This is a genomic window from Luteimonas marina, from assembly GCF_007859325.1.
GTDB lineage: Bacteria > Pseudomonadota > Gammaproteobacteria > Xanthomonadales > Xanthomonadaceae > Luteimonas > Luteimonas marina.
This window is the reverse complement of record NZ_VOHK01000008.1, coordinates 13,933-40,170: the sequence shown is the minus strand read 5'-3', so window position 1 is coordinate 40,170 and position 26,238 is coordinate 13,933. Positions and strand designations below refer to the sequence as shown.

Annotated in this window: 23 protein-coding genes; 7 read left to right on the top strand and 16 right to left on the bottom strand. The window is 69.8% G+C overall.

The genetic code is table 11. The features are described from left to right. Window positions 1-11: 11 nt before the first annotated feature. On the top strand, window positions 12-908 hold the full coding sequence (locus tag FQY83_RS16110; protein WP_146389007.1) for a DUF2785 domain-containing protein: 897 nt from the start codon (window positions 12-14) through the stop codon (window positions 906-908). 13 nt (window positions 909-921) lie between these two features. Here FQY83_RS16110 and FQY83_RS16105 read toward each other — a convergent pair whose 3' ends face one another. From FQY83_RS16105 to FQY83_RS16090, 4 genes are all read right to left on the bottom strand, one after another. Further along, window positions 922-2,328, bottom strand: coding sequence for a DUF2867 domain-containing protein (locus FQY83_RS16105; RefSeq protein WP_146389006.1), 1,407 nt, complete (start codon window positions 2,326-2,328; stop codon window positions 922-924). Window positions 2,329-2,338: 10 nt separating this feature from the next. Continuing rightward, window positions 2,339-2,659 carry a metalloregulator ArsR/SmtB family transcription factor gene (locus tag FQY83_RS16100; RefSeq protein WP_146389005.1) on the bottom strand — a complete coding sequence of 107 codons (321 nt, stop codon included), beginning with the start codon at window positions 2,657-2,659 and terminating at the stop codon, window positions 2,339-2,341. A gap of 197 nt (window positions 2,660-2,856) precedes the next feature. Continuing rightward, complete coding sequence (locus FQY83_RS16095; protein ID WP_146389004.1) at window positions 2,857-4,368, bottom strand: serine/threonine protein kinase; 1,512 nt, start codon at window positions 4,366-4,368, stop codon at window positions 2,857-2,859. A 1-nt stretch (window position 4,369) separates the two neighbouring features. After that, on the bottom strand, window positions 4,370-5,110 hold the full coding sequence (locus FQY83_RS16090; RefSeq protein ID WP_146389003.1) for a metallophosphoesterase family protein: 741 nt from the start codon (window positions 5,108-5,110) through the stop codon (window positions 4,370-4,372). Between the two features lie 363 nt (window positions 5,111-5,473). Here FQY83_RS16090 and FQY83_RS16085 point away from each other — a divergent pair, with 363 nt between their 5' ends. Further along, a complete protein-coding gene (locus tag FQY83_RS16085) occupies window positions 5,474-6,427 on the top strand; it encodes an aldo/keto reductase (protein WP_146389002.1) in 954 nt (317 codons plus the stop codon). A 180-nt stretch (window positions 6,428-6,607) separates the two neighbouring features. Here FQY83_RS16085 and FQY83_RS16080 read toward each other — a convergent pair whose 3' ends face one another. The 7 genes from FQY83_RS16080 to FQY83_RS16050 form a co-directional block, all read right to left on the bottom strand. Next, window positions 6,608-6,904, bottom strand: coding sequence for a hypothetical protein (locus tag FQY83_RS16080; protein WP_146389001.1), 297 nt, complete (start codon window positions 6,902-6,904; stop codon window positions 6,608-6,610). A gap of 82 nt (window positions 6,905-6,986) precedes the next feature. Continuing rightward, on the bottom strand, window positions 6,987-7,919 hold the full coding sequence (locus FQY83_RS16075) for a peptidylprolyl isomerase (protein WP_146389000.1): 933 nt from the start codon (window positions 7,917-7,919) through the stop codon (window positions 6,987-6,989). Window positions 7,920-8,078: 159 nt separating this feature from the next. Further along, entirely contained in the window at window positions 8,079-9,179 is a 1,101-nt protein-coding gene (locus FQY83_RS16070; RefSeq protein WP_146388999.1) for a branched-chain amino acid aminotransferase, read from the bottom strand. Window positions 9,180-9,397: 218 nt separating this feature from the next. Further along, complete coding sequence (lpdA, locus tag FQY83_RS16065) at window positions 9,398-10,804, bottom strand: dihydrolipoyl dehydrogenase (protein ID WP_146388998.1); 1,407 nt, start codon at window positions 10,802-10,804, stop codon at window positions 9,398-9,400. Between the two features lie 3 nt (window positions 10,805-10,807). Further along, window positions 10,808-12,127 carry a dihydrolipoamide acetyltransferase family protein gene (locus tag FQY83_RS16060; RefSeq protein WP_146388997.1) on the bottom strand — a complete coding sequence of 440 codons (1,320 nt, stop codon included), beginning with the start codon at window positions 12,125-12,127 and terminating at the stop codon, window positions 10,808-10,810. Between the two features lie 3 nt (window positions 12,128-12,130). Next, window positions 12,131-13,171 (bottom strand): alpha-ketoacid dehydrogenase subunit beta, encoded by a 1,041-nt coding sequence (locus tag FQY83_RS16055; protein WP_146388996.1) that lies wholly within the window; start codon window positions 13,169-13,171, stop codon window positions 12,131-12,133. A gap of 2 nt (window positions 13,172-13,173) precedes the next feature. Beyond that, a complete protein-coding gene (locus FQY83_RS16050) occupies window positions 13,174-14,406 on the bottom strand; it encodes a 3-methyl-2-oxobutanoate dehydrogenase (2-methylpropanoyl-transferring) subunit alpha (RefSeq protein ID WP_146388995.1) in 1,233 nt (410 codons plus the stop codon). A gap of 261 nt (window positions 14,407-14,667) precedes the next feature. Between FQY83_RS16050 and FQY83_RS16045 the strand changes: the two genes are divergently transcribed. From FQY83_RS16045 to FQY83_RS16030, 4 genes are all read left to right on the top strand, one after another. Beyond that, the gene (locus tag FQY83_RS16045) at window positions 14,668-15,579 is read left to right on the top strand and encodes a LysR family transcriptional regulator (protein ID WP_146388994.1); all 912 of its coding nucleotides are present in this window, start codon (window positions 14,668-14,670) and stop codon (window positions 15,577-15,579) included. Window positions 15,580-15,825: 246 nt separating this feature from the next. Then, on the top strand, window positions 15,826-16,203 hold the full coding sequence (locus FQY83_RS16040; protein WP_146388993.1) for a PadR family transcriptional regulator: 378 nt from the start codon (window positions 15,826-15,828) through the stop codon (window positions 16,201-16,203). Then, window positions 16,200-17,108 (top strand): sensor domain-containing protein, encoded by a 909-nt coding sequence (locus FQY83_RS16035; RefSeq protein ID WP_192906728.1) that lies wholly within the window; start codon window positions 16,200-16,202, stop codon window positions 17,106-17,108. The genes FQY83_RS16040 and FQY83_RS16035 overlap by 4 nt, the downstream gene beginning before the upstream one ends. Continuing rightward, the gene (locus FQY83_RS16030) at window positions 17,105-19,369 is read left to right on the top strand and encodes a CocE/NonD family hydrolase (protein ID WP_238333529.1); all 2,265 of its coding nucleotides are present in this window, start codon (window positions 17,105-17,107) and stop codon (window positions 19,367-19,369) included. The genes FQY83_RS16035 and FQY83_RS16030 overlap by 4 nt, the downstream gene beginning before the upstream one ends. 265 nt (window positions 19,370-19,634) lie before the next feature. On the opposite strand, the gene FQY83_RS16025 is transcribed toward FQY83_RS16030, so the two are convergent. After that, complete coding sequence (locus FQY83_RS16025; RefSeq protein WP_425478671.1) at window positions 19,635-21,029, bottom strand: polyhydroxyalkanoate depolymerase; 1,395 nt, start codon at window positions 21,027-21,029, stop codon at window positions 19,635-19,637. A 131-nt stretch (window positions 21,030-21,160) separates the two neighbouring features. Beyond that, window positions 21,161-21,757, bottom strand: a complete 597-nt coding sequence (locus tag FQY83_RS16020; RefSeq protein ID WP_146388990.1) for a class I SAM-dependent DNA methyltransferase — start codon at window positions 21,755-21,757, stop codon at window positions 21,161-21,163. An 89-nt stretch (window positions 21,758-21,846) separates the two neighbouring features. Between FQY83_RS16020 and FQY83_RS16015 the strand changes: the two genes are divergently transcribed. Continuing rightward, window positions 21,847-22,269: a CopD family protein gene (locus tag FQY83_RS16015; RefSeq protein ID WP_146388989.1), complete on the top strand. Its 423-nt coding sequence runs from the start codon at window positions 21,847-21,849 to the stop codon at window positions 22,267-22,269. Window positions 22,270-22,381: 112 nt separating this feature from the next. Here FQY83_RS16015 and FQY83_RS16010 read toward each other — a convergent pair whose 3' ends face one another. From FQY83_RS16010 to FQY83_RS16000, 3 genes are all read right to left on the bottom strand, one after another. Then, the gene (locus tag FQY83_RS16010; RefSeq protein WP_146388988.1) at window positions 22,382-24,049 is read right to left on the bottom strand and encodes a sensor domain-containing diguanylate cyclase; all 1,668 of its coding nucleotides are present in this window, start codon (window positions 24,047-24,049) and stop codon (window positions 22,382-22,384) included. 145 nt (window positions 24,050-24,194) lie between these two features. Further along, complete coding sequence (locus FQY83_RS16005) at window positions 24,195-25,373, bottom strand: patatin-like phospholipase family protein (RefSeq protein WP_202878207.1); 1,179 nt, start codon at window positions 25,371-25,373, stop codon at window positions 24,195-24,197. A 13-nt stretch (window positions 25,374-25,386) separates the two neighbouring features. Then, complete coding sequence (locus FQY83_RS16000; protein ID WP_146388986.1) at window positions 25,387-26,172, bottom strand: 3-hydroxybutyrate dehydrogenase; 786 nt, start codon at window positions 26,170-26,172, stop codon at window positions 25,387-25,389. Between the last annotated feature and the right edge of the window lie 66 nt (window positions 26,173-26,238).

Below are 26,238 nucleotides of genomic sequence, written 5' to 3'. Positions count from 1 at the left end.
GGATCGATGAAATGACGCGAAAACTACTTCTGCTCTTCCTCCTCGCCGGCGCCTGGTCGTGCGCGCCGGTCCTGCACGCTGCCTGCCTGACCGAAGGCACGTCGCGCGAGGCGCTGCAGGCGCTGAAGACGCAGCAGTTCGCTGTGGACGATGCCGCCGCGCGCATGAGGATCGCCGAAGGCCTGGTCGACTGCCTCGCCGATCCCGACCCGGCGCTGCGCGACGGCATCGCCTACGAGGGGCTGGCGCACTGGATGCGGGCCGGGCAACTCGATCGCGAAGCATTGCGCACCCTGCGCAGGCGCCTGTACGCGATCGTCGACGGCGGCGAAGGGGAGGGCTTCGCGCGGCCGTTCGCTGCGCTGGTGCTGTCGGAGGTCGCGCGCACCGATCGCGTATCGCCGTGGATGACGCCGGACGAGCGCGCGGCGATGGTCGACAGGGCCGCGGCCTACGTCGAGACCGTGCAGGACTACCGCGGCTTCGACGATCGCGAGGGCTGGCGCCACGGCGTCGCGCACGGCGCCGACTGGCTGATGCAGCTGGCCCTGCACCCGGCGCTGAACCGCGCGCAGGCCGGGCGCATCCTCGAAGCGGTGGCGGCGCAGGCCGTGCCCGAATCCGCGCACGCCTACGTCTTCGGCGAACCGGGACGCCTGGCGCGGCCGGTGCTGGCGGTCGCGCGCCGCGGCCTGCTCGCCGACGCCGACTGGACGGACTGGTTCGCCGGCCTGCCGCCCCGCGTCGGCGAACCGGAGCAGGCCTATGCCGACAGCGACTGGCTCGCGCGCCGCCACGACCTGGTGTCGTTCCTCAACGCCGTCTACGTCGAGGCCGACCGGGGCAATGAGGACACGCTGCGCGCGCTCAAGCCCGCGGTGCTCGCAGCACTGAAGTCCGTGCCGTAAGCGACGCGCGCAGTCAGGCCGCCACTGCGCCGTCGAACGACGGCGCTTCCGCCTGCTGCAGCGCATGGGCGACCGCCATCTCCAGCATCGTCGGCGCGATGTAGCGGCGGTGGACGCCGTCGATGAGCCCCATGTAGGCGCGTCCAAACGGATTGCGGCAGCGCACGCGCGTGCCGAGGGTGATGCGGATGCCGTCCGGCGCGAACTCGACGCCGACGCAGGAGCGGAACGCGAGATGGCGGTCGTCCGCGCCGAGCAGGACTTCCGCGCGGCGTCCGTCGATCGACACTTCGTGCGCGAGGACCGGATGGCGGCCCGCGAACAGGCGGCTGCGGTCGTTTGACAGCAGCGATGACACCGGGCAGCCCAGCGGCGAGGTACGCAGCCGCAGGGGCCGCACCAGCGCGTTGCGCAGCCGCATCAGCCAGGACACGCCCTGCGGGCGGTTGGCGAGGAAGCCTTCGAGGACGTCGGCGAGCAGTTCAGCCGCGCCACGGCCGTCGCCGTCGGGCGGCAGCGTCAGCGCGACCATGTCCTCGTGGTGGAAGTCGTCGGCAAACTGGCGCGACAGCAGCGAAGCCGCCGGCACCGCATGCAGCGGCACCGCCGCATGGCGGAAGCTGCGTCCGATGAAGCCGGCCGGGCGGCGGGCCTCGGCCAGCCTGCGCTTGACCCGGCCGACGCGTTCGCGGATGCGCGCGCAGGCGCGCAGGGCGAAGGTGTCCGGGGCGGCATGCAGGGACAGCGTCGTGGTCCGGGCCCGCCAGGCATGGAACGGCTTCGACGCGAGCAGGCGCTGCACCGGATCGGGCAGCAGTTCGGTCAGGGCCGGGATGCTGGCGCCGTCGTTGCGGATGGTGTCGGCCAGTGCGGGGTCGTCGATGCCGCCCAGCTCGTCGGTATGGCACGACAGCGCGAAGAACACCGGATGCGGGCTGCCGGGCCGGCGCGGCGCGAACTGGTGCCAGGTGCCGCCGCCGAAGCGCACCGCGAACAGGCTGTCCGGCGGCACGTCGACCACGTGCAGCGAATCGATGAAGGCGCCCGGATCCGACTGCAGCGCGGCATCGTCGATGGTCGAGAAGCGCAGCTGCGCGCCGCCGCTGCCGGCGATCGCGGTGAACACGCGGTGCCCGGCGTGGCGATGGAACGGATGCCCGCCCGCGTCCACGGCGAAGGAATAGAGCGAGGTGCGGTCCGACTTCGACAGGTCGACGCCGAACAGCTTGGCCGAGGGTTCGTCCAGCGCATCGACGAACGAGGCGTGCCCGCGCTGGTGGCTGCCGGCGCTCGCGAACAGCTGGTTGCCGCCGCCGGGCCCGAGCTGCGCGACCAGGCAGACCTCGACCGGCAGGCCGCCGCTGCGCGACGGGATGCGGACCATCGGGAAACCGCGTGTCGTCTGCAGCAGGGCGGGCATGGCAGTGTCCTCAGCGCCTGGACGTGGATTTCGCCAGCCGCCGCGATTCGCGCTTGAGCGGGCCGGCGGTGGGGCAGATCTCGAAGGCGAAACCGGTCAGCGAGTTGACCAGGTTGTCGGCCTTGAGCCGGTAGTGCACGAACTGGCCGCGGCGCTCGCCGACCACCAGCCCGGCCGTCTCGAGCACGGACAGGTGGCGCGAGATCGCGGGTGCGCTCATCGCGAAGCGGCTGGCGATCTCGCCCGCGGTGAGCTCCTGCGCCGAGAGGTAGGCGAGGATTTCGCGCCGGGGGCGGGAGGCGAGGGCTTCGAAGACCTTGTCGACGGACATGTTGAATTAATCAATTAACTTATTAGTTAAGTTATTGGGGGCCGAAGTGCTTGTCAATAGGGTGTTGGCCCATCCCGGAACACGCCCGGTCGCGAATGGCGCTGGGGACTGCCGGCGCTCCCCCGGAAATCGCCGACTTGCCCACGGCGGCGGCTGTGGGCGCGGCGATCGATCCCGGAACGCGAAATCCCGACCTGTCATCCCGAGCGCAGCGAGGGATCTTCTTCCAGACGATTGGACGCAAGATCCCTCGCTGCGCTCGGGATGACAGCGGATGCGCTCTCGTCCGGGCCTCCGCCGCGCCGCGGCGCGCGGACCACGGTCACGGTGCAGTCTGCGTCGGCGACCACCTGGGCGGATACGCTGCCGAGCATCCGGCGCACGCCGGTGACGCCGCGCGCGCCCATGAGCACGTGGTCGATGCCGTTGTCGCGGGCGAAGGCCACCAGCGCGTCGGCGACGTCGCTCGATTCGAGCACGTGGAAGGTGATGCGGTGGTCGGGCAACTGCAGGGCGCGCGCCCAGTGCCGCATCGCGACCAGGCGCTTGACGTGACGATTGCGGCCGGTCTCGTCGAGATTGCTGTCCATGCCGATGCGGGCAAGGCGCATCACCGTGACGCAGGCCAGGCGCGCGCCCGGCGAGGTCTGCACGATGCGCTGCACCAGGTCGTTGAGCGCGGCGTCGAGGTTGCGGTCCTGCTGCTTGACGTCGAGTGCGACCATCACCAGCGGCGCGTCCTTCGCCGGCGTCCCGCGGCCGCCGTCCACGGGTGCGGATTCGACGCCGAGTGAGCGGAACCAGCGTTTCGCGACCGCAACCGTGCCGTCGCGGCGCTCGCGCTCCGCGCGCTCGCTCAGCGGCACCTGCTCGGGATGCTGCAGGTCGAAGGCGAGCTGCGCGGCGTTCGGATGGCGCGCGTCGGGGTCGACTTCGAGGCAGCGCAGCACGATTTCCTGGAACCAGCGCGGGATGTCGGGCCGCAGTGCGCGCGGCGGTATGGGATCCTGGTACAGCCGCCGGCGCAGGCCGCGGCGGCTGGCGGGATTGCCGAACGGGCGCTCGCCGGTGGCGAGGTGGTACAGCGTCACGCCGAGCGCGAACAGGTCGCTGCGCGGGTCGTCGCGCACGCCCAGCACCTGCTCGGGCGAGATGTAGGGCGCGGTGCCGAGCGGGATCTGGAATTGTTCGGAGAGCAGGTCGGGCAGCTGTGCGTGGTGCGACAGGCCGAAGTCGATCAGCACGATGCGTTCGGCGCCGGCCGCGGGATCGACATGCAGCATCAGGTTGCTGGGCTTGATGTCGAGGTGCACGACATGCTGGCGGTGCAGGTCGTCGAGCGCGATCGCGGCCATCGCGCCGAGCTCGGCAACGCGATCGATCGGCAGCGGCGCGCTGTCGAGCAGCGTGCGCACGGTGTCGCCCGCGACCTGTTCCATCACCAGCCACGGCTGGTCGCCGTCCTCGCCGGTGTCGACGTAGCGCGGCACGTGCGGGCCGGACAGGGTCGGCATCAGCATGCGCTCGACCTCGAAGCCGACCAGCTTGGCGACGCCCTCGCCGTAGCCCAGGTGCGGCAGCTTCATTATCAGCGGGAACTGCTGCGCCGGGTGTGAGACCTGCCACAGCGTGGCCATGCCGCCTTCGTGCAGCGGCGCGACCAGCGTGTAGCCGCCGATGCCTTGTCCCGGTTGCAGCGATCCGGCCATCTCAGCCTCCTGTCAGCAGGCGTTGCGCGAACGCTCCGGGCAGGCCGGCGGCGACGATCTTCGCGGCGGCGCGCTCGTGGTCGTAGGGCACGCGCAGGAAGGTCAGGCTGCCATCGTCGCTGTCGTAGACCGCGCAGGCCGCCGCCGGATCGCCGTCGCGCGGCTGGCCGCAGGCGCCCGGGATCGCCAGCCAGCGACGCGAACCGCGCAGGGGCACCGGCTGGCCGGACACGGGTTCGAAATGCCCGGCAGGTCCGGGTTGCGCGTAGTACAGCGCGGGGCGGTGCTCGTGGCCGCAGAAGGTGAGGCGCTGCGCGGTCGCCTCGAGGCTGCGGGTGGCGGCGGCGCGGCCGGAGACGTAGCTCCAGTCCGCCGGCGCCCAGGCATTGGCGTGCACGTACAGGCGATCGTCTTCCTCGACCTGCAGCGGCAGCGCGCGCAGGAACGCGGTCTGCGCTTCGTCGAGCCGTCCCTGCGTCCAGGCGATCGCCGCGCGCGCCTCGGGCACCATGCGTTCGGACGGCGCCTCGATCGCGGCCTGGTCGTGGTTGCCGAGCACGGCAACCGCGCCGCGCTCGACCTGCGCGCGCACGGTGTCGACCACCCAGCCGGGGTCGGCGCCGTAGCCGATGAGATCGCCGAGGAAGACGTGGTGCGTGCAGCGCTCGCGTTCGAGCGCGGCCAGGCAGGCCTCGGTCGCTTCGCGGTTGGCGTGCAGGTCGGCGAGCAGGGCGATGCGCATGTCGTGCGGCGTGTCTCCTTTCCCCGTGCATGCTAGTCGGTTTGGCCGGGCGGGCGACATTCGTCCAAGGTTGCAGGGGCACCGTGCCGATCCAACGGATGTCATCCCGACCGAAGGGAGGGATCTCGTCGATGGGGTCATGGGGCCATGGAAGCGAGATCCTTCCCTTCGGTCGGGATGACATTCCGTAGGACTTGGGGATGCCGGACCGCCGGCGTGAACGGATTGCCGGCGATGGCGCGTGCATGCAGGCATGCATCTGCCGTGTGCAGCACCGCGATTTGAACTCGTGCGCCGGATTGGCCAGACTCGGGGCTGCCGCATCGCCGCGAACGCCCGTCCCGTCCCCGAAGGAGACCGCGCATGACCACGCGCCGTGATTGCCTGAAGTTCTCGCTGGCCGCCGCGATGGCGGCCGCGCTGCCGCCCGGCCGGCTGTTCGCCGCCGACGGGGCATCGCTGCTGACCCGCGCCATTCCCTCCAGCGGGGAACAGGTGCCGCTGGTGGGCCTGGGAAGTTCGGCGACGTTCTCCCAGGTGGCGCGCAGCGAGGATGTCTCGGCGCTGCGCGACGTACTCAAGGCGCTGGTCGACGGCGGCGGCACGGTGTTCGACACCGCACCGTCCTATGGCGCGTCGGAGGAGGTGGCCGGCGATCTCGCGCGCGAACTTGGTCTCACCGACAAGGTGTTCTGGGCGACCAAGGTGAACGTCGTGCCGCGCGGCGGCGACAAGGCCGATCCGGCCGCGGCGCGCGAGCAGATCGAGGCCTCGTTCCGGCATCTCGGCAAGGACAGGCTCGACCTGGTCCAGGTGCACAACCTGGCCGACATCCCGACCCAGCTCGGCATCCTGAAGGAACTCAAGGCCGAAGGCCGGGTGCGCTACATCGGCGTGACCTCGACCAGCAAGCCGGCCTATCCGCAGCTGATCGAGGCGATGGAGAACGAGCCGCTGGACTTCATCGGCGTCGACTACGCGATCGACAACCGCGACGTCGAGGAGACGATCCTGCCGCTGGCGCAGGCGCGCAGGATCGGCGTGCTGGTCTACCTGCCGTTCGGGCGCACGCGGCTGTGGAGCCGGATCGGCGACAGGCCGCTGCCGGAGTGGGCGGCGGAGTTCGACGCGCATTCCTGGGCGCAGTTCCTGCTGAAGTTCGTCGCCGCGCACCCGGCGGTGACCTGCATCACGCCCGCGACCAGCAAGGCGCGCAACATGCTCGACAACCTCGGCGCCGCGCGCGGGCGGTTGCCGGACGAGGCGCAGCGCAGGCGGATGGTGGAACTGATCGACGCGCTGCCGGCGGCGGGTTGAGTCGACCATCACCCGTCTCCCGGCGAAAGCCGGGATCTATTTGGCTCTTAACCAAGGGAGCAGGATCGCGCCTGGAGACGGTTGGTCGTGAAAATGGATCCCGGCTTTCGCCGGGATGACGGCCTGTAGGGATTACGGCCTGCAGGGATGACGGCCTGAGATGGCGGCAGGACACACCGCCTATTCCGCCTCGTCCTCCTCGATCTCCACCAGCGCATCGAGGTCGAAGGCCAGCGCCTCCACCGCCTCGCGTACCTTGCGTGCGGTGGACGGGTTGGGCACTTCCACCTCGATCCCGTGCGTCTGCGCGCCGATGGCGTCGGACAGGCCGGCGGAACTCGAGTCCGCGTCGTCCATGTGCGGCATCAGGTCGTCGGTCTCCTCGACGTGCTCGATGCCGTCGAGGCTTTGCAGCAGGTTGATGATCGCGCGGACGTGGTCGTCGTCGCCGGCGATGCGGAAGCGGAGCAGGGCCATCGTGTCCTCGGCTGCGGTGGGGGCAACCGCAGTCTGGGCGCGCAAAGGAAAACGCCGCGTGACGAACCTGCGTGCGTTGCGTTCAGCGTTTCGCGGCGTCGGGCGTACGCACCGGGATGGCGATGTTGCACAGGTCGATGTGGCCGGCCGGGCGCTTGTAGAAGTCGTCGCGGCGGTTGCGGCGCGATTCGACCATCGCGTCGAAGGTCGGCGTGTCGGTGCGCAGCACCTCGATGCGCTCGCGCTCGGCCTCCGGCACCTCCGCGGCGAGGGTGATGGCCTTGATCGGCGTGCGCTGCGCGGGATCGTCGTAGAAGCCCATCGGTTCGGGGCCGCGCGGGGTTGCGCTGAGCAGGTCCATGCCGCGGATGACCCGGCCGACCACGGTGATGTTGCGGTCGAGCTGGCGCGGCGACTGGCCGGTGACGACGTAGAGTTCGGCACCGATGCTGCTGTCGGCCTCCAGGTTGCGACCCGCGCCGAGCGCGCCGTAGCAGTGCGCCATCCACGCCTGTCCCTGCGCACCATCGCGCGCGGCGGGGAAACCTTCGGCGAAACCGACCTGCGCCGCCCAGCCGTCGCGATCGGGCAGGGCATGGAACGGCAGGCCGCGTGCGCTGCGCTCGAATTCGGCCGGCAGCTTCGTCTTCGCGCTGCCGGTGGACCTGGCCTTCTCCGGGTCATCGGCGTCGGCATCGCCGAACTGCACCACGAAGTTGTCGTGGGAGCGATAGAGGCTGGTGCCGTTCCAGAAACCTTCCGTCGCCAGCGTGCGGATATTGGCGACGTGTTCGGGCGCGAACGCGGGCGCCAGCTCGATCACCACGCGGCCCGCCTCCAGGTCCATGTAGAGCGTGTTGGCGGGATCGGGCGTGCGCCAGTCGGACGGTTGCGAGGCGTCGAGTATCTCCTGCGTGGTGCGCGGCCTGGCCTGGTCGTCCGGCTCGGCGGCGGCGAGCGGCAGGGCGAGGGCGGCGGCAACGAGGGCGGCGAGGGCGAGGCGTTGGCGGGTCATGCGGGCTCCCGGTGGGCGTGGGGCGAAGCTGCGGGGTGTTGCCGGGTTGGAAAAGTCCGGTTTGTCATCCCGAACGCAGTGAGGGATCTCCCGTTGGATACTGAAGGCCGGGATTTCTCCCACGGATCAAGTCCGGGGTCGAAATGACAGTGCTTCTTTCTATGCCGTCAGCCGCGTCAGCCAGCCATGCCGGTCGGGCGCGCGGCCGTACTGGATGTCGGTCAGGTCCTTGCGGATCGCCATCGTCACTTCGCCCGCCCCGGCATCGGCGCTGCCGACGCTGAAGTCGTGGCCCTTGAGCACGCCGATGGGCGAGATGCTGGCCGCGGTGCCGCAGGCGAAGACTTCGGCGATCTCGCCCGAGCGCACGCCGTCGATCCATTCGGCGATGTCGATGCGGCGTTCGACCACTTCGTGGCCGCGGTCGCGCAGCAGCTGGATCACGCTGGCGCGGGTGATGCCTTCGAGGATGCTGCCGGACAGTTCCGGCGTGGCCACGCGGCCGTCGCGCCCGACCAGGAACACGTTCATGCCGCCCAGTTCCTCGACGTGGCGACCGCTCTCGGCGTCGAGGAACAGCACCTGCGCGCAGCCGTTGTCGTAGGCCTGCTTCTGCGGCAGCAGCGAGGCGGCGTAGTTGCCGCCGCACTTGGCCGCGCCGGTGCCGCCGCGACCGGCGCGCGCGTAGTCGCGCGACAGCCAGATCGACACCGGCTTGATCCCGCCCTTGAAGTAGGCGCCGGCCGGGCTGGCGATGACGTAGTAGGCCACGCGCTGCGCCGGGCGCACGCCGAGGAAATCCTCGTTGGCGATCATGAAGGGACGGAGGTAGAGGCTGGATTCGCCGCCGGACGGCACCCACGCCGCGTCGGCGCGCACCAGTTGCCGGATCGATTCGACGAACAGGTCCACCGGCAGTTCCGGCAACGCGAGGCGCCGCGCGGAGCGCTGCAGTCGCGCGCCGTTGGCATCGGGGCGGAAGCTCCAGACCGAACCGTCGGCGTGGCGGAATGCCTTCAGGCCTTCGAAGATTTCCTGGCCGTAGTGCAGCACCGCCGAGGCGGGCGACAGGGTCAGCGGGCCGTAGGCCTGTACGCGCGCGTCGTGCCAGCCCTGGTCGACGGTCCAGTCGATCGCGGCCATGTGGTCGGTGAAGTGCTGGCCGAAGCCCGGGTTGGCGAGGATGGCGTCGCGCTCGCCGGCGGGGACCGGGTGGTCGGACGGGAGGGTGCGGAAGGCGGCGGAAGGGTCTGTGCTCATGGCTGTGGCCGGAAGGGGTAGGGCGATGCTGGAAAGGCCTGGGTTGTCATTCCGAAGGCTATGGTTGTCATTCCGACCCCGGACCTGATCCGGGGGAGGAATCTCGGGAAATCAGGAAGCAGATTTCTCGCTACGCTCGAAATGACAGAGGTTTGGCATGACAAGTGTTCGTCAAATGACAGGTGTTCGGTACGACAGGTGTTCAGTGGTTCCCTGACTCAGATGTGCAGGGCATGCCCGAGCGCGCGCAGCGCGGCTTCCTGCACGGCTTCGCCGAGCGTCGGGTGCGGGTGGATGGTGCCGGCGACGTCTTCCAGCGTCGCGCCCATCTCGATCGACTGCACGAAGGCGATGGACAGCTCCGACACCGCCACGCCCACGGCCTGCCAGCCGAGGATGCGGTGGTCGCCGGCGCGCGCGACCACGCGCACGAAGCCGTCGGACGATTCCAGCGTCATCGCGCGGCCGTTGGCGGCGAACGGGAACAGCGCCGTCCTGACCTCGACGCCCTGCGCCTTCGCCTCGTCCGGCGAGAGCCCGACCACGACCACTTCCGGATCGGTGAAGCACACCGCGGGGATCGCGGCCGGCACGAAGCGGCGCTTCTTCCCGGACACGATCTCGGCCACCGTCTCGCCCTGCGCCATCGCCCGGTGCGCCAGCATCGGTTCACCGGCGACGTCACCGATCGCCCAGACATTGCGCATCGAGGTGCGACACTGGTCGTCGATCTTCACCGCCTTGCCGGCCATGTCGAGCCGCAGAGATTCGAGGTTGAAGCCGTCGGTCTTCGGGCGGCGGCCGACCGCAACGAGGATACGGTCGGCGTCGATCTCCAGTTCCTTGCCGCCGCCGTCGCGCACGCGCAGCGCGCCGCCGTCGGTCAGGCCGAGCACGCTGTGGCCCAGCAGCAGTTCCACGCCCGAGGCCTTGAGGTGCTTGGCGACCGGCTGCGTCAGCTCGGCGTCGTAGGCGGGCAGGATGCGGTCCTGCGCCTCGACCACGGTCACCTCGCAGCCGAGCTTGCGGTACACGGTGCCCAGCTCGAGGCCGATGTAGCCGCCGCCGACCACCACCAGCTTCTTCGGCAGTTCGTCCGGCGACAGCGCTTCGGTCGACGACACCACCTTGCCGCCGAACGGCAGGAACGGCAGTTCCACCGGCACCGAGCCGGTCGCCAGCAGCAGGTGCTCGCACTTGATGCGCAGCGTGCCGCCATCGTCGGCGGCGCCGGCGACGTCGACGGTCTTGCCGTCGACGATCTCCGCCCAGCCCTTCACCAGCCGCGCGCCGTTCTTCTTCAGCAGCGCGCCCACGCCCTGGGTGAGGCGCTTGACGATGCCGTCCTTCCAGGCAACCGTCTTCGACAGGTCGAGCGCCGGCTTGTGCACGGTGATGCCGAGCGGCGATTCACCCGCGGCGAACGCCGCGACCCTGGCGAATTCCTCCGCCGCGTGGATCAGCGCCTTCGACGGGATGCAGCCGATGTTGAGGCAGGTGCCGCCCTGGTGGGCGCCTTCGACCACGATGGTCTGGATGCCGAGCTGTCCGGCGCGGATGCCGGCGACGTAGCCGCCGGGGCCGCCGCCGATGACGAGCAGTTGCGTTTCGATGGTCTGCGACATCGCCTACTCCAGGAACATCAGGGCGGGGGTTTCGAGCCCGCGGCGGATCGCCTGCACGAACTCGGCCGCTTCCATGCCGTCGACGATGCGGTGGTCGAACGAGGACGACAGGTTCATCAGCTTGCGCGCGACCACCTGGCCCTCGCGCAGCATCGGCCGCTCGATGATGCGGTTGACGCCGACGATCGCCACTTCCGGATGGTTGATGATCGGCGTGGACGCGATGCCGCCGATCGGGCCGAGGCTGCTGATGGTGATGGTGGACCCCGACAGTTCCTCGCGCGTCGCCTTGCCCGCGCGCACCGCGGCGGCCAGGCGCGCGATCTCGGCCGCGGTCTGCCACAGGTCGAGCGATTCGGCGTGCGCGACCACCGGCACCGACAGGCCCACCTCGCTCTGCGTGGCGATGCCCAGCTGCACGCCTTCGAAGCGGGTGATGACGTTGGCCTCGTCGTCGTAGCGCGCGTTCATCTGCGGGAACTCGCGCAGCGCCAGCACCAGCGCGCGCGCCAGCAGCGGCAGCAGGGTCAGCTTGCCGCGCTGCTTGCCCCAGCGTTCGTTGAGCTTCGCGCGCAGGGCCTCGACTTCGGTGACGTCGATCTCCTCGACGTAGGTGATGTGCGGGATGTTCGACCACGAGGTCTGCATCTTCTGCGCGATCTTGCGGCGCAGGCCCATGACCGGAATCTGCTGCTGGCCGCTGCGGCGCGCGTAACCGCTGCCGCCGCCGCCGCCGATCGCCTTCGTCTTGCCGCCGGCTTCGACGTAGGCGTCGAGATCGGCCTGCAGGATGCGGCCACCGGGGCCGGTGGCGGGCACGTAGCGCAGTTCGATGCCCAGGTCCCAGGCGCGGCGGCGGACGGCCGGCGAGGCCAATGGCGCTTCGTCCGCGGCCAGCGCGGGCGGACTGGTGATCGCGCCACGTTGGGCGACCGTGTCCGGCGCGGGCATGGCGGCGGGCGCGGGATCGCTCTTCGCGGGCGCGGCGGGTTTCGCGGGTTCAGGCGGCGCGGCTTCGGCCTTCGCGGCGGGCGCGGGCTCCGGCTTCGCGGGCGCGGCGGCTTCGGCGGCATTTCCCGCGCCTTCCACCTCCAGCCGGATCAGCTCGCTGCCGACCGCCATCATCTCGCCCGGCTGTCCGCCCAGCGAGACCACGGTGCCCGCGACGGGCGAGGGGATCTCGACCATCGCCTTGTCGGTCATCACCTCGGCGACGACCTGGTCCTCGGCCACGGGGCCGCCGACCTCGACCTTCCAGGCGATCAGCTCGACCTCGGCGATGCCTTCGCCGATGTCCGGCATCTTGATGACGTGGTGTCCCATCGCTCAGTCCTCCAGCACGCGGCGCATCGCGTCGATGACCCGGGCCGGGCCCGGGAAGTAGTCCCATTCCTGCGCGTGCGGGTAGGGCGTGTCCCAGCCGGTGACGCGCTCGACCGGCGCTTCGAGGTGGTAGAAGCAGTGCTCCTGCACCAGCGCGACGAGTTCGGCGCCGAAGCCGCAGGTGCGGGTGGCCTCGTGCAGCACGATGCAGCGTCGGGTCTTCTTGACCGAATCCATGACGGTGTCGTAGTCCAGCGGCCACAGGCTGCGCAGGTCGATCACCTCGGCGTCGATGCCGGCTTCCTCGGCGGCGGCCAGCGCCACCCAGACCGTGGTGCCGTAGGTGACGATGGTGAGCTGGCTGCCTTCGCGCGCGACTGCGGCCTTGTCCAGCGGCACGCTGTAGTAGCCCTCGGGCACCGCGTTGCCCGGGTGCTTGCCCCAGGACACCACCGGGCGGTCGTGGTGGCCGTCGAAGGGGCCGTTGTACAGGCGCTTGGGCTCGAGGAAGATCACCGGGTCGTCGTTCTCGATCGACGAGATCAGCAGGCCCTTGGCGTCGTAGGGATTGGACGGCATCACCGTGCGCACGCCGCAGACGTGGGCGAAGATCGCCTCCGGGCTCTGGCTGTGGGTCTGGCCGCCGTAGATGCCGCCGCCGCAGGGCGTGCGGAACACCAGCGGCGCGGTGAACATGCCGCGGGAGCGGTAGCGCAGGCGCGCGGCCTCGGAGGCGATCTGGTCGTAGGCCGGGTAGATGTAGTCGGCGAACTGGATCTCCGCCACCGGACGCAGGCCGTAGGCGGCCATGCCGATGGCGGCGCCGGCGATGCCGGTCTCGGAAATCGGCGCGTCGAACACGCGATGCTTGCCGTACTTGGCCTGCAGGCCATCGGTGCAGCGGAACACGCCGCCGAAGTAGCCCACGTCCTGGCCGAAGACCACGACGTCGTCGCTGCGCGCCAGCATCACGTCCATCGCCGAGCGCAGCGACTGGATCATCGTCATCGGCGCGGTGCCGGTCGGAAGTTCGGTCTGGCTCATGGTCAGGCTCCCAGCTGCTGGCGCTGGCGGCGCAGGTGTTCGGGCATGTCCTTGTAGACGTCGTTGAACATCTCGGCGGGGCCGGGGCGCAGCTCGCTGCCGAGCGCGCCGTGGGTCTCGGCCTCCTTGAGCGCGCGCGAGATCTCGGCGTCGTAGCCGGCGCGGGTCTGCTCGTGCCGTTCCTCGCTCCACAGGCCGCGCTTGACCAGGTGCTGCTTGAGCCGTTCGATCGGATCGCCCAGCGGGAAGCGCTGCGCGTCGTCGGCGGGGCGGTACTTGGATGGATCGTCGGATGTGGAGTGCGGGCCGGCGCGGTAGGTGACCCATTCGACCAGGGTCGGGCCGAGGTTGCTGCGGGCGCGCTCGGCGGCCCAGCGCGAGACCGCATACACCGCCAGCAGGTCGTTGCCGTCCACGCGCAGCGAGGGGATGCCGTAGCCGACGCCGCGCGCGGCGAAGGTGGTGTTCTCGCCGCCGGCGATGGCCTGGAAGGTCGAGATCGCCCACTGGTTGTTGACCACGTTGAGGATCACCGGCGCGCGGTAGACGTGGGCGAAGGTCAGCGCGGCGTGGAAGTCGCCCTCGGCGGTGGCACCGTCGCCGACCCAGGCCGCCGCGATCTTGGTATCGCCCTTGATCGCCGAGGCCATCGCCCAGCCGACCGCCTGGATGTACTGGGTGGTGAGGTTGCCGGAGATGGTGAAGAAGCCGTGCTCCTTGTACGAGTACATGATCGGCAGCTGGCGGCCCTTGAGCGGATCGGCGGCGTTCGACAGCACCTGGCACATCATCTCCACCAGCGGTGCGCCCTTGGCGATCAGGATGCCCTGCTGGCGATAGGTCGGGAAATGCATGTCGCCGTCGCGCAGCGCCAGGGTCTGGCCGATGGCGATGGCTTCCTCGCCCAGGCACTGGATGTAGAACGAGGTCTTCTTCTGGCGCTGCGCGATCACCAGGCGCGCGTCGTAGGCGCGGGTCTTGAGCATCGCGTGCATGGCGTCGAGCAGCAGCTGGTCGTCGATGTCTTCGGCCCAGGGACCGACTGCGTTGCCGTCGTCGTCCAGCACCCGGACCAGCTGGTCGGCCAGGGCTGCGGTCTGCGCCGCGGTCACGTCCAGCGGCGGTTTGGCGACCGCACCGGCCGGGCTGAGCTTGAGGTAGGAGAAGTCGGTGGTCTGGCCGGGCCGCGCGCTGGGCTCGGGGACGTGCAGGTGCAGGCTGGAAGAGGCACTCATCTGGCTGGACCTCGGAAGGGATCTGGTGGGCCGACCCGCGGGGGACGACCGGGTTGTGTCGATCCGGCCCGCAGATTGTAGGAGCGCCCCCGGATCAAGTCCGGGGCAGGCTTCAGGCGCGGGCGCTTTCCCGGTGTCGCGCGGCGCCCGGTCGCGGCTGAAGCCGCGCCTGCAACAGAAATGCGGGGCGGATCGGTGGTCCGCGAATGCTATCAGGTATCGTATATTTCTTATTGTTCCTGTCAGATATCTGTTAAACAGATGGCACTGCCCGCAAACGCCTCCCTGCGCCAGTTCCGCTACTTCTGCGCGGCGGCGGAGCTCAAGCAGTTCTCGCTCGCCGCGCGGCAGTTGCGCGTGTCGCAGTCGGTTGTGACCACCGCGGTCAGGCAGCTGGAAGCGATGATGGGCGTCACCCTGTTCGAGCGGCTGCCGCACGGGGTGGAGCTGACCGCCGAAGGGCACAGGTTCCACCAGCGCATCCGCCACATCCTCGACTCGCTGGAGGATGCGCTGGACGAACCGCACCATGCCGCGCACGATCTGGCCGGCAGCGTCCGCATCGGCGCGTCCTACGTCGTCCTCGGCTATTTCCTGTGCGGCCTGCTGGCGCGGTTCCGGCGCACCTATCCGTACGTCGAGATCGACCTGGTCGACATGGACCGCCAGGGCATCGAGGCCGGCGTCGAAAGCGGCGACCTCGATCTCGGGCTGTGCATCGTCTCCAACTGCGATCCCGGCCTGGCGCTGGCGCGCAAGGTCCTGCTGCGCTCGCGCCGGCAGCTGTGGGTCTGCGACCAGCATGCGCTGATGGGGCAGGACGACGTCCGCCTCGCCGACGTTGCCGCCTATCCGTACATCATGCTGACGGTGGACGAGGGAGAGGCTTCGGCGTCGCGCTACTGGCAAGCGACCGGGCTCGAACCCAGCGTGGGGTTCCGCACATCCTCGATGGAGGCGCTGCGGGGGCTGGTGGCCTACGGGTTCGGCGTCACCATCCTGTCGGACATGGTCTACCGCTCCTGGTCGCTGGACGGGCGCAAGATCCAGGCGCGGCCGATCAGCGAGAAGATCCCGCCGATGGAAGTGGGCATGCTCAGCCGCCCCGACGCGGACTGGACACCGGCCGCGAGGGCCTTTCGCCAGTTCGCGGAGCTCGCCTGCGGCGTCTGAGGCCGGATTTTCCGGCTCTTCGCCGGGGAGGGCGTGGCGAAGGGGCGTCATTCGTTGCCGGTGGCCCCCACCCCAACCCTCCCCCGCAAGCGGAGGAGGGAGCCAAAAGCGGAGCAGCTGCTCTTGCTCCCTCCCCCGCGCAGCGGGGGAGGGTTGGGGTGGGGGTGAGTCCACAGGACAAGACTAATGGCACACTCGCTATACAGAACTAAACAATAGTATGCCGCCCATGTCAGGAGAACCCGCATGGGCGACGGCGAAGACCAGGGCGATCCGCAGCTGCGCAAGTTCCAGAAGGAGCTGAGCGCGGGCACGGTCTCGCTGGCGCTGCTGGCGGTCCTGGCGGCGTCGGGCGAGCCGATGTACGGCTACCAGATCGCCAAGACCCTGGAGCGCTTCGGCGAGGGCGTGCTCAGCGGCAAGCAGAGCGCGCTGTACCCGGTGCTGCGCAACCTGCAGGCGGCGGGGCTGCTGGACAGTTTTGTCGAACCTTCCGACGCCGGCCCACCCCGGCGCTATTACCGCATCACCGCTGCCGGGCACGACACCCTGCACGCATGGGCCGCCGCCTGGCGCGCGACCCGCGACTCCGTCGATTCCGTCCTGGAGGGGACACGCGAATGAACACCGGACGACTGCCGACCACGATTCCCGAATACCTGGAGCACCTGCGGCGCTCGCTGGCCGGCGCGGACCCGGCGCTGGTGCAGGACGCGCTGTACGACGCCGAGGAATATCTGCGCTCGGAGCTGGCCGAGAACCCCGGCAGGAGCGAAGCCGAGGTGATCGCCGCGGTCGCGTCGAGCTACGGCGCGCCGGACGAGGTCGCCGACATCTACCGCGACACCGAGGTCAAGGTGCAGACTGCGCTGCGCGCGCCGCCGCCGCGCCCGCGCGGCTCGGTGCTGGGTCGCTTCTTCGGCGTGTTCGCCGACCCGCGCGCCTACGCCTCGCTGTTCTACATGCTGCTGGCGCTGGCGACCGGCATCTTCTACTTCACCTGGGTGGTGGCCGGTTTCTCGACCTCGCTGGGCCTCTCGATCACCATCATCGGCGTCCCGCTGCTGATCCTGTTCTTCGGCTCGGTGCGGGTGCTGTCGCTGGTCGAAGGCCGGATCGTCGAGGTGATGCTCGGCGAACGTATGCCGCGGCGGCCGCTGTACACCGCGCGCGGCCGCAGCATCTGGCAGCGCATCGGCGACATGTTCACCGACCCGCGCACCTGGAGCACACTGCTGTACTTCGTGCTGATGCTGCCGTTGGGCGTGCTCTACTTCACCGTGGCGGTGGCGCTGCTGGTGATGTCGCTGTCGTGCGTGTTCAGTCCACTGGCGCTGCTGCCGGGGGTGCATTTGAGCGTGTGGATGTTCGGAATCAACCTGCCCGAGGAAGCGCCGTGGCTGTTGTTGCTGGTAGCGCTGTTCGGCGTGGTGCTGCTGTTTGTCACCCTGCACGTTGCGCGCGGCGTAGGCAGGATGCACGGCCTGCTGGCCAAGCACTTGCTGGTCAAGACCGCGCAGTTCGCATGAGCCAGGGAATGACGGTGCGCGCGTGGTTGTTCCTGGGCCTTGCGTTGGCGTGCGGCGTCGCAGTGGCGTCGGAACCGCGATTCGCGTTCGCGCCGCCGTCCGATGACGCAGAGATCGCGAAGGCGGTCGCAGGTCTGTCGGAGCGGGTGCTGTCGGTCCACGGTGCGGGCCAGGTGCAGGTATCTGCGGCTGGTCTCGCGCACCTGCGCATCGCGGCCGGACAGGATCGCGATGCCATCGACGGCATCCGTGCGTTGATGGACGCCTACACCTCGCAAGGCGACCACGACCGTTCGCGGCGCTGGGTGCCTTACCTGCTTTACGCGCAGGCGCGTGCGCAGCCTGTGCGGGGATTCGGCAAGGCCTACGCCGCCGCTTTCGAGGCCTACTTCGGAGGATTGGGCGACCTCGAGGCGCAACGCACGCAGTTCTGGTTCGGCGGCGACCTGGCGCTCGCCAGGGCCGATCTCCGCGATTCCGTGTCGCGGCTCGGCGATACGGCGGAGATCGCATTGGACGATGCCCTTGGCCTGGCGCGCCGGCAGGCGTTCGTGGACGTGCTCGCGGCGGCTTCGACGGCCGGCGCGCTGATCGCAGCGGACGAGGACGGGCGCTACCTCGTCGACGAGGACGTGCTGATCCGCACGCCGGGGGGCATCACGCTGTCCGCGGTGGTGGCGCGAAGCCGGAAGACCGCGTTGCCGTCCCCTGCCGCAATGCAGTTCACGATCTATACGGTGCCCGCGGACAACCGCGCGGTCGCCCTGCAGGCTGCGGCGCGGGGGTACGCAGGCGTGGTGGTCGATGCGCGCGGCAAGCGCCTGAGCACCGACGGGATCCGGCCGTACGAGACCGAGGCCGACGATGCGGCCGCCGCGGTCGAGTGGATCGCCCGGCAGCCGTGGAGCGATGGACGTGTCGGCATGTACGGCGGCAGCTACTCCGGGTTCGCGGCCTGGGCGGCGACCAAGCGCAGGCCCCCGGCGCTGAAGACGATCGTGCCCTACGTGGCGGCCATTCCCGGCCTCGGGCTGCCGATGGAGAACAACGTCTTCCTCACCGCCAACTACGCCTGGCCGTTCTATGTCGCCGGCAACCGGCTGCTGGACGAGGACAACTACTTCGACCGTGAGCGCTGGCAGCGCCTGCCGGAGGCCTGGTACGCCAGCGGGCGCCCGTATCGCGAAATCGACCGGGTCGACGGCACGGCCAACCCCTGGCTGCAGCGCTGGTTGTCGCACCCGGCCTACGATGCGTACTGGCAGGCGATGGTGCCCTACGGCGAGGATTTCGCGCGGATCGGCATCCCGGTCCTCAGCATTACCGGCTACTACGACGATGGACAGGTCTCGGCACTGCAGTACTTCAAGGAGCACCTGCGCCACCGGCCGGAAGCAGTGCACTACCTGGTGATCGGCCCCTACGACCACTTCGGCGCGCAGGCGACGTTCAAGCCGCGGTCGCTGCGCGGCTACGACATCGATCCTTCCGCGCAGTTCGACACCCGGGAGCTGACCTTCCAGTGGCTCGACCACGTGTTGCGCGGCGGAGAACGTCCGGCGCTGCTGCAGGATCGGGTCAACTACCAGCTGATGGGGGCTGACGAATGGGGGCATGCTTCGTCGCTCGCGGAAGCGGCGGACGTCGTTGCCTTCCATCTGTCGGACGTGCCTTCCGGCGTGTACCGGCTGCTGTCGGATGCGCCGGTGGAGCGGCCGACGTGGCTGACCCGGCGCGTCGACCTTGCGGACCGCTCCAGTGGACATGGCGGCTACTATCCGGATCCTGTCGTCGTCGACCGCATCGATCCGGACGGCGGCTTCGGGTTTGCCAGCGCGCCCTTCGACGAGCCAACCTCGGTGATCGGCACCTTCTCCGGTGAACTCAGGGTGCGCAGCAGCAAGCGCGATTTCGATTTCAGCGTGGTGCTCTACGAACTGCGGCCGGACGGCAGCGCGATGCAACTGTCGTACTACGTCGGCCGCGCCAGCTATGCGCGCGACATGACTCGCCGCGAACTGCTGGTGCCGGGCGAGTGGACCACGCTGCCGTTCGAGCGCACGCGGATGACAGCTCGCCGGATGCCGGCCGGCAACCGCCTGCTGGTGGTGCTGGACGTCCTCAAAGACGCTCACCACGAGGTCAACATGGGCACCGGGGGCATGGTGGCCGATGAGTCCATCACTGACGGCGGCACGCCGTTGGCCGTCGACTGGCACAGCGACAGCGTGATCCGGGTTCCGTTGCGGGCGGAGCAGTAGGGGATATCCGGGGGAGCCGTGTCCAGGCAGGTTGCCGTCTCGCCTGGAGAAGACGTTTCTTCCGTCGTTCCCCAGAAGGGAGCAAGCGCTTTTCAGCGGCCGAAGCGCCTTTCAACAGTCGAATGGCTGTCCATGGCAGGCCATTCGGTGTCTTGAGGTGAAGGACAACATGGATCCCGGCTTTCGCCGGGATGACGATCGGTTTTGTTCTTGCGACTGCAGGAAGGACCCAGTTGGCCGGTCCGTTCGGGAATGACGCTGCGCTTCAGCGCCGCACGGCACGTTTCCGCGCAGGCTTCGCCGTGGATGTCTTCGCCACCGGCTTCTTCGCCGCGCGCCTGGCAGGTGGTGCCTTCGGTTTCGCGGGCACGTTGCCGCCTGCCACGTTCGCGGCGATGAAGTCGCGCACCCGCGGATAGACCTGCTCGCGCCAGCGGCGGCCGCTGAAGATGCCGTAGTGGCCGGCGCCCTTGACCGTGAGGTGCTGCTGGCGGTCGGCGGCGATGCCGGTGCACAGCTTGTGCGCGGCGCGGGTCTGGCCGAGGCCGGAGATGTCGTCGAGCTCGCCCTCGATCGTGAACAGTGCGGTGTCGCGGATCGCCGAGGGCTTCACCCGCTCGCCGGCCACGTCCCACAGGCCGCGCGGCAGCAGGTGTTCCTGGAACACGACGCGGATGGTGTCGAGGTAGTACTCGGCCGGCATGTCGAGCACGGCGTTGTACTCGTCGTAGAACCGGCGGTGCGACTCGGCGTCTTCCAGGTCGCCCTTGATCAGGTCCTGGTAGAAATCCCAGTGCGACATGAAGTGCCGCTCGGGGTTCATCGCCATGAAGCCGGTGTGCTGCAGGAAGCCGGGATAGACCCGGCGCCCGGCGCCCGGGTAGTTCTGCGGCACCGGGTGGATGACGTTGTGCTCGAACCACCAGTGCGGCTTCTGGGTGGCGAGGTTGTTGACCGAGGTCGGCGACTCGCGGGTGTCGATCGGGCCGCCCATCATCACCAGCGAACGCGGCACGACCTCGCCGCGCGCGGCCATCAGCGACACCGCGGCCAGCACCGGCACCGTGGGCTGGCACACGCTCATCACGTGCAGGTCCTGCGCGCCGATGTGGCGGATGAAGTCCTGGATGTAGCCGACGTAGTCGTCGAGCGTGAACTCGCCGACCTCCTTGGGCACCATGCGCGCGTCGACCCAGTCGGTGATGTAGACCTTGTGGTCGCGCAGCATCGTGCGCACGGTGTCGCGCAGCAGGGTGGCGTGGTGGCCCGACAGCGGCGCAACGATCAGTACCGGCGGCTGCCCGCGCATCTCGCCGATGGTGCCGGCGTCGTCGGTGTAGCGCTTGAAGCGCAGCAGGTTGCAGAAGGGCTTCGAGACGACCTTCTTCTCGACGACCGGGTAGACCTCGCCCTCCCACTCGATCGAGTGGATGTCGAAGGCGGGCTTCTCGTAGTCCTTGCCGACGCGGTACAGCAGTTCGTTGGCGGCGGCGATGCGCTCGGCGCCGGGCATCGCGGAAAGCCAGCTGCCCGATGCGGAGAAGGCCCTGGCGTTGGCGTCCGCCCAGTAGGTCAGGGGGGCCATCCAGGAGCGGGTGAGTTCGTGGAACTGGTACAGGAGCATCGGCTCTCGCTGTCGGCGACTGCTGCGTCGCAGCATACTCCATCCCGGGGAAACCGGGAGTCAATGGGGCCGGAGGCGGGATTCCGCCGGATTCGGGCCAATCCTGAACGGGGCAGGGGACAGGTGCAGCTGAAGCTGAAGTCGAAGCCGCTCCCACGGCAACGGCATCAACCGGCGGCGGTTTCGAGGGCGGCGGCATTCCCGGCCAGCGCCGGCGACAGCCAGCAGTGCGAGCCGACCTGGCGCAGGCCCAGCGCGGCGAAACGCCTGCGGTAGAACGCTGCCGGCCGGGCCTGGAAGTCGACGTCGTCGCCCTCGGTCTCGTCCTCGCGTGCGAAGCATTCGAGGAAGGCCACGCCGCCGCACAGTTCGGCCAGCCCGGGCAGGCCGCGGTCGAGTTCCTTCAGCGGCAGGTAGTGCATCACGTCGCTGCACACCAGCAGGTCGACCGGCGGGCAGGGACGCAGGGTGGCGAAGTCGGCGAAGCGGGCGAGGTGCAGGTTGCGGCGGGCGCCATGGCGGGCGATCGCGTATTCGCTGCCGTCGAAGCCCAGGTAGCGCAGCTTCGGCCGCAGCTTCAGCAGCGGCGCGCGCCATGCGCCTTCGCCGCAGCCGACGTCGAGCACGCTGCGGATCGGGCGTTCGAGGTGGTATTCGGCGGTGGCGACCGCGAGCGCGACCTTGCGCGCCAGCCGCCGCGCGCCGCCGATGCCCTGGCGGCGGTACCACTTGTCGAAATAGCGTTGGTCGTAGCGCTTGCTCATGGCGTGGGGGCGGGAAAAGGCGGCGGCTACAATAGCGCGCCCATTCGCCATCGTCGCCGCGCCTGCGGCGGCGGACGCCGGAGATCCGCGTGAACGCCTATGTCTGGACCAAGTCCGCGCACCTGCTGTTCGTGATGGCCTGGGTGGCGGCCGCGTTCTACCTGCCGCGGATCCTGATCAACCTGGCCGAGGCCGGCGACGAGCCCGCGGTGCGCGCGCGGTTAGTGCTGATGGGGCGGCGGCTGTACCGCTTCGGCCACGTGATGTTCGGCTTCGCGGCATTGCTCGGCCTCGCGCTGTGGCTGCACTTCGGCGTGGCCGGCGGCTGGCTGCACGCGAAGCTGGCGCTGGTGGCGCTGCTGCTGGCGCACTACGTCGTGGGCGGACGCTGGTTGAAGGGCCTCGACCGGGGCCGCGCGCTGCCGTCGGCGAAGGCGCTGCGGATCTTCAACGAGGTGCCGGTCTTCGTGCTGCTGGGCGTGATCTGGCTGGTGCTGGCCAAGCCGTTCTGATGCCTGTCGGGTGGTGCAGGAGCAGCTTCAGCCGCTCCGATTCGCAGGTCGGGGCTACGTCCCCGACAACCAGTCCGTGGTTGCGGCTCCACGCGGGATTCGCCTGCGGCGGTCAGCCCGCGACCGGCGGAAGATCGCCGGCGGCGACGATACGGTTGCGTCCGCGATGCTTGGCCGCGTACATCGCGCCGTCGGCGCGGCGCAGCAGCGATGCCGGGTCCTCGTCCGCCGGTTCCAGCGCGGCCAGGCCGATGCTGGCGGTGACATCGAGGCCGGGCACGCCCATGCGCGCGCCCGCCTCGGCGATGTGCTCGCGGATCGCCTCCAGGCGCTGCCGCGCGTGCCCCGCGCCGACGCCCGGCAGCAGCACCAGGAATTCCTCGCCGCCCATGCGCACCACGTCCGCCTGTCCGCGCATGGAGTGCACGATCGCATCGGCCACCACCACCAGCACGCGGTCGCCGACGTCGTGCCCATGCACGTCGTTGATGCGCTTGAAGCGGTCGACGTCGATGAACCCGATCGCAAGCGGCGTCGCATCCGCGCGCGCCCGGGCGAAGCAGCGGTCGAGCCGCGCCATCCCCGCGCGCCGGTTCTGCACGCCGGTCAGCACGTCGGTGTCGGCCAGCACGCGCATCGCGTCGCGCTGCTCGCGCAGCTGTCCGTAGCGGTTGGTCAGCGTATAGGCCATCACCACCAGGAACCACGTCAGCACCAGCTGGATGACCTCGATGCGGTACTCGATCACGATCCTGTTCGTGCTGACCCGCTGCAGGAACAGCGCCAGCAGCGGCAGCATCGAGGCCAGCAGCGCGAAGGCGCGGTGATCGCCGCGGCGGATCGACAGCAGCGCCGATGCCGTCAGCACCATGCCGACCACCATGAAGCCGTAGTCCGCGATCCGCCACGCCAGGCGCAGCGCAGCATGCGGCAGCACCGCCGCCAGCAGGCCGATCGCTATGAAGGAGAACGCCAGCCACCGCTGCCCGGGCTGCACCACGGGCCACTGCCGCGCGATCCCCGACAGTCCCCACAGGACCTGCAGCATGGCCGCGTATCCGAACGTCGACAGCGCGACCAGCCAGCGCGATTCGTGCCCGCCGACCGGCAGCCACGGCTGCGGGTATCCGCTCAGCCCGCTGAGCACGGCCTGCCACAGCAGCAGGGCCAGGCACAGCACGACGTGGACGATGAAGCTGCGGTCGCGGGCGCCGAAGAAGCCCATCAGCGCCGAGAATCCCAGCGCCAGCGCGATCGCCATGCACGAGGCGCGGACCAGCAGGCGCAGCGTGTCTTCCTGCTGCACGGTACTGGGTCCGCCGACGCGCACGGTGGGCATCCAGTTCGGCTTGAGCGGTGGCGTCCAGCCCACCCGCACCGGGTCCGTGCTGCCGACAGGCGGGACTGCGACCAGGCCGATGCCGGCGCGGAAGCGCGAGTCGCGGGTGCGGGCGTCATGCATGCGCCCGCAGGCCTGTCGCTCGCCGAGGGCGACCATCACTTCGCCGGCGAACACGTTGAAGACGTTGACCGCCTGCGGCGTGCCCGACCAGCCCCCGGCGGGCGCCGGGATCTCGACCACCTGCAGTCCGCGCAGGGCCTTGGGGCTGCATTCGCGCATCGGGGTGGCGTCGGTCGTGCCGCCGCCGACGAACAGGTAGGCGGGGGACGGGTTCGAGGCAGTAGCGGCGGAAGCGGCCACGAGCAGCAGGCACAGCGCGGCGAGCCAGGCGGCGGGCGCCGGCTTCGGCCTGTGCTTGCTGTGGCGCCATGCGCTCATCGTGTTCGCCCGTCCCGGATCGTGCGGACGGATGCGAAGCGCTTTCGTCCCCCGGGCGGCATTATCCCCGGAGACGGCCGTCGGGCGCACGCAGGCCCTGTCGATCGGCCCGCCGCTCCTGCAGCCGGGGGCATTGGCGTTGGATTCAGTCGCCGGCGCGACCCTGGCGGTGGACGTCGTGCGTCGCCACGCCGACCGCGCGGTCGGGCAGGGCGAAGTAAGCGGGCCGCTGCAGCGTGCGCGCCATGTCGCGCATCCCGCTCTCCCAGTGCTCGCGCAGCGGGATCGTGCCGAAGGCGTAGTCCTTGTTCTCCTGCTCGTGCGGCTTGGCCTGGTAGATCAGGTGGACGATGTTGAACACGCGGTCGTCGAGATAGGGCGACAGCGCTTCGTCCAGGTGCGGCGGCAGCCTGCGCTCGGGCAGGCGGTCGATCAGTTCCTTGAGCGAGGTGCGCAGCTTCTGCGCGACCTCGACCATCTGCGTGCCGTGGCGGGTGCGGCTGGAGTAGCGGATGTCCTTGATCCGCTCCAGCACGTCCATCATCGTCTTCGGCCGCGCGCCGCGCGCGCTCCACAGGTCGACCTGGAACACCAGCGTGTCCTCGTGCGGACGGCTGTCGAGGATGTACTCCAGCGGCGTGTTGGAGACGATGCCGCCGTCCCAGTACGGTTCGCCGTCGATCTCGACCGCGGGAAACGCCGGCGGCAGCGCGCCCGAGGCGAGGATGTGCTCGACCCGGATCTGCTCCTGTGCGCTGTCGAAGTAGCGGAAGTTGCCGCGCACCACGTTGGTCGCGCCGACGGTCAGGCGCACGCCGGGGTCGCGGTTGATGCGCTCGAAATCGACGAAGCGCAGCAGCGTCTCGCGCAGCGGCGCGGTGTCGTAGAAGCTGGTGGCCGAGTCGCTGCCGTCGCCGAACAGGAACGGCGACAGCGGCCGCGCCTGGAAGAAGCCGCGCTGGCCCTGCACCAGTGCGCCCAGCGCGCTGAGGTTGCGCGCCCACGACAGCAGTCCGTCGTGGTCGGGCACGGCTGCGAGCATCGCGCGCACGCCGACCGCGGGCAGCGCCAGCGGTCCGGCGGGCTCTGAAACCTGCTCCCAGAACGCGCGCAATTGCGCGATGCGGTCCTCCGGCGCGTTGCCGGCGAGGATCGCGGCGTTGATCGCGCCGATCGAGATGCCGGCGATCCAGTTCGGCGCGATGCCGGCCTCGTGCAGGCGCTGGTAGACGCCGCACTGGTAGCCGCCGAGCGCGCCGCCGCCCTGCAGCACCAGCGCCACCGTCGGATAGCGGCGGACGTGCGCGCAGACCGCTTCGTTCATGGCCGGCATGCGCCTACTGCATGAACCAGCCGTGGCTGACGACGATGCTCTGCCCGGTCAGCGCGTTGCTCTCGAACGCCGCAAGCGTCAGCGCGACGTTGGCGACGTCGTCGACGGTGGTGAACTCGCCGTCCACGGTGTCCTTGAGCATGACGTTCTTCACCACGTCCTCCTCGCTGATGCCCAGTTCCTTCGCCTGCTCCGGGATCTGCTTCTCGACCAGCGGCGTGCGCACGAAGCCGGGGCAGATCACGTTGGCGCGCACGCCGTATTCGGCGGCTTCCTTGGCAACGGTGCGGGCGAGGCCTAGCAGGCCGTGCTTGGCGGTGACGTAGGGCGCCTTGAGCTTCGAGGCCAGGTGCGAGTGCACCGAGCCCATGTAGATGATCGCGCCGCCGGACTTGCGCTTCTCCATGTCGCGCAGGGCTTCGCGGGTGGTGAGGAAGGCGCCGTCGAGGTGGATGGCGAGCATCTTCTTCCAGTCGGCGAGGCTGAAGTCGGTGACCTTGTTGACGATCTGGATGCCGGCGTTGGAGACCAGCACGTCGACCCGGCCGTAGTGCGCGACCACTTGCGCGATGCCGTCGACGACCTGCGCCTCGTCGGTGACGTCCATCGCCACGGCGAGCGCATCGCCGCCGGCGTCGCGGATGTCCTGCGCCGTCGCTTCGGCGGCGTCGAGCTTGAGGTCGGCGATCGCGACCTTGCCGCCGGCGGCAGCGTAGACCTCGGCGATGCGCTTGCCGATGCCGCTGGCGGCGCCGGTGACGACGCAGACCTTGCCATCGAGACGATTCATGCATGGGCTCCTGGGTGGGGGACGGCCAGCATAGCGGCGCGGGCGTGGCCGGGTCCTGCAGGTCCG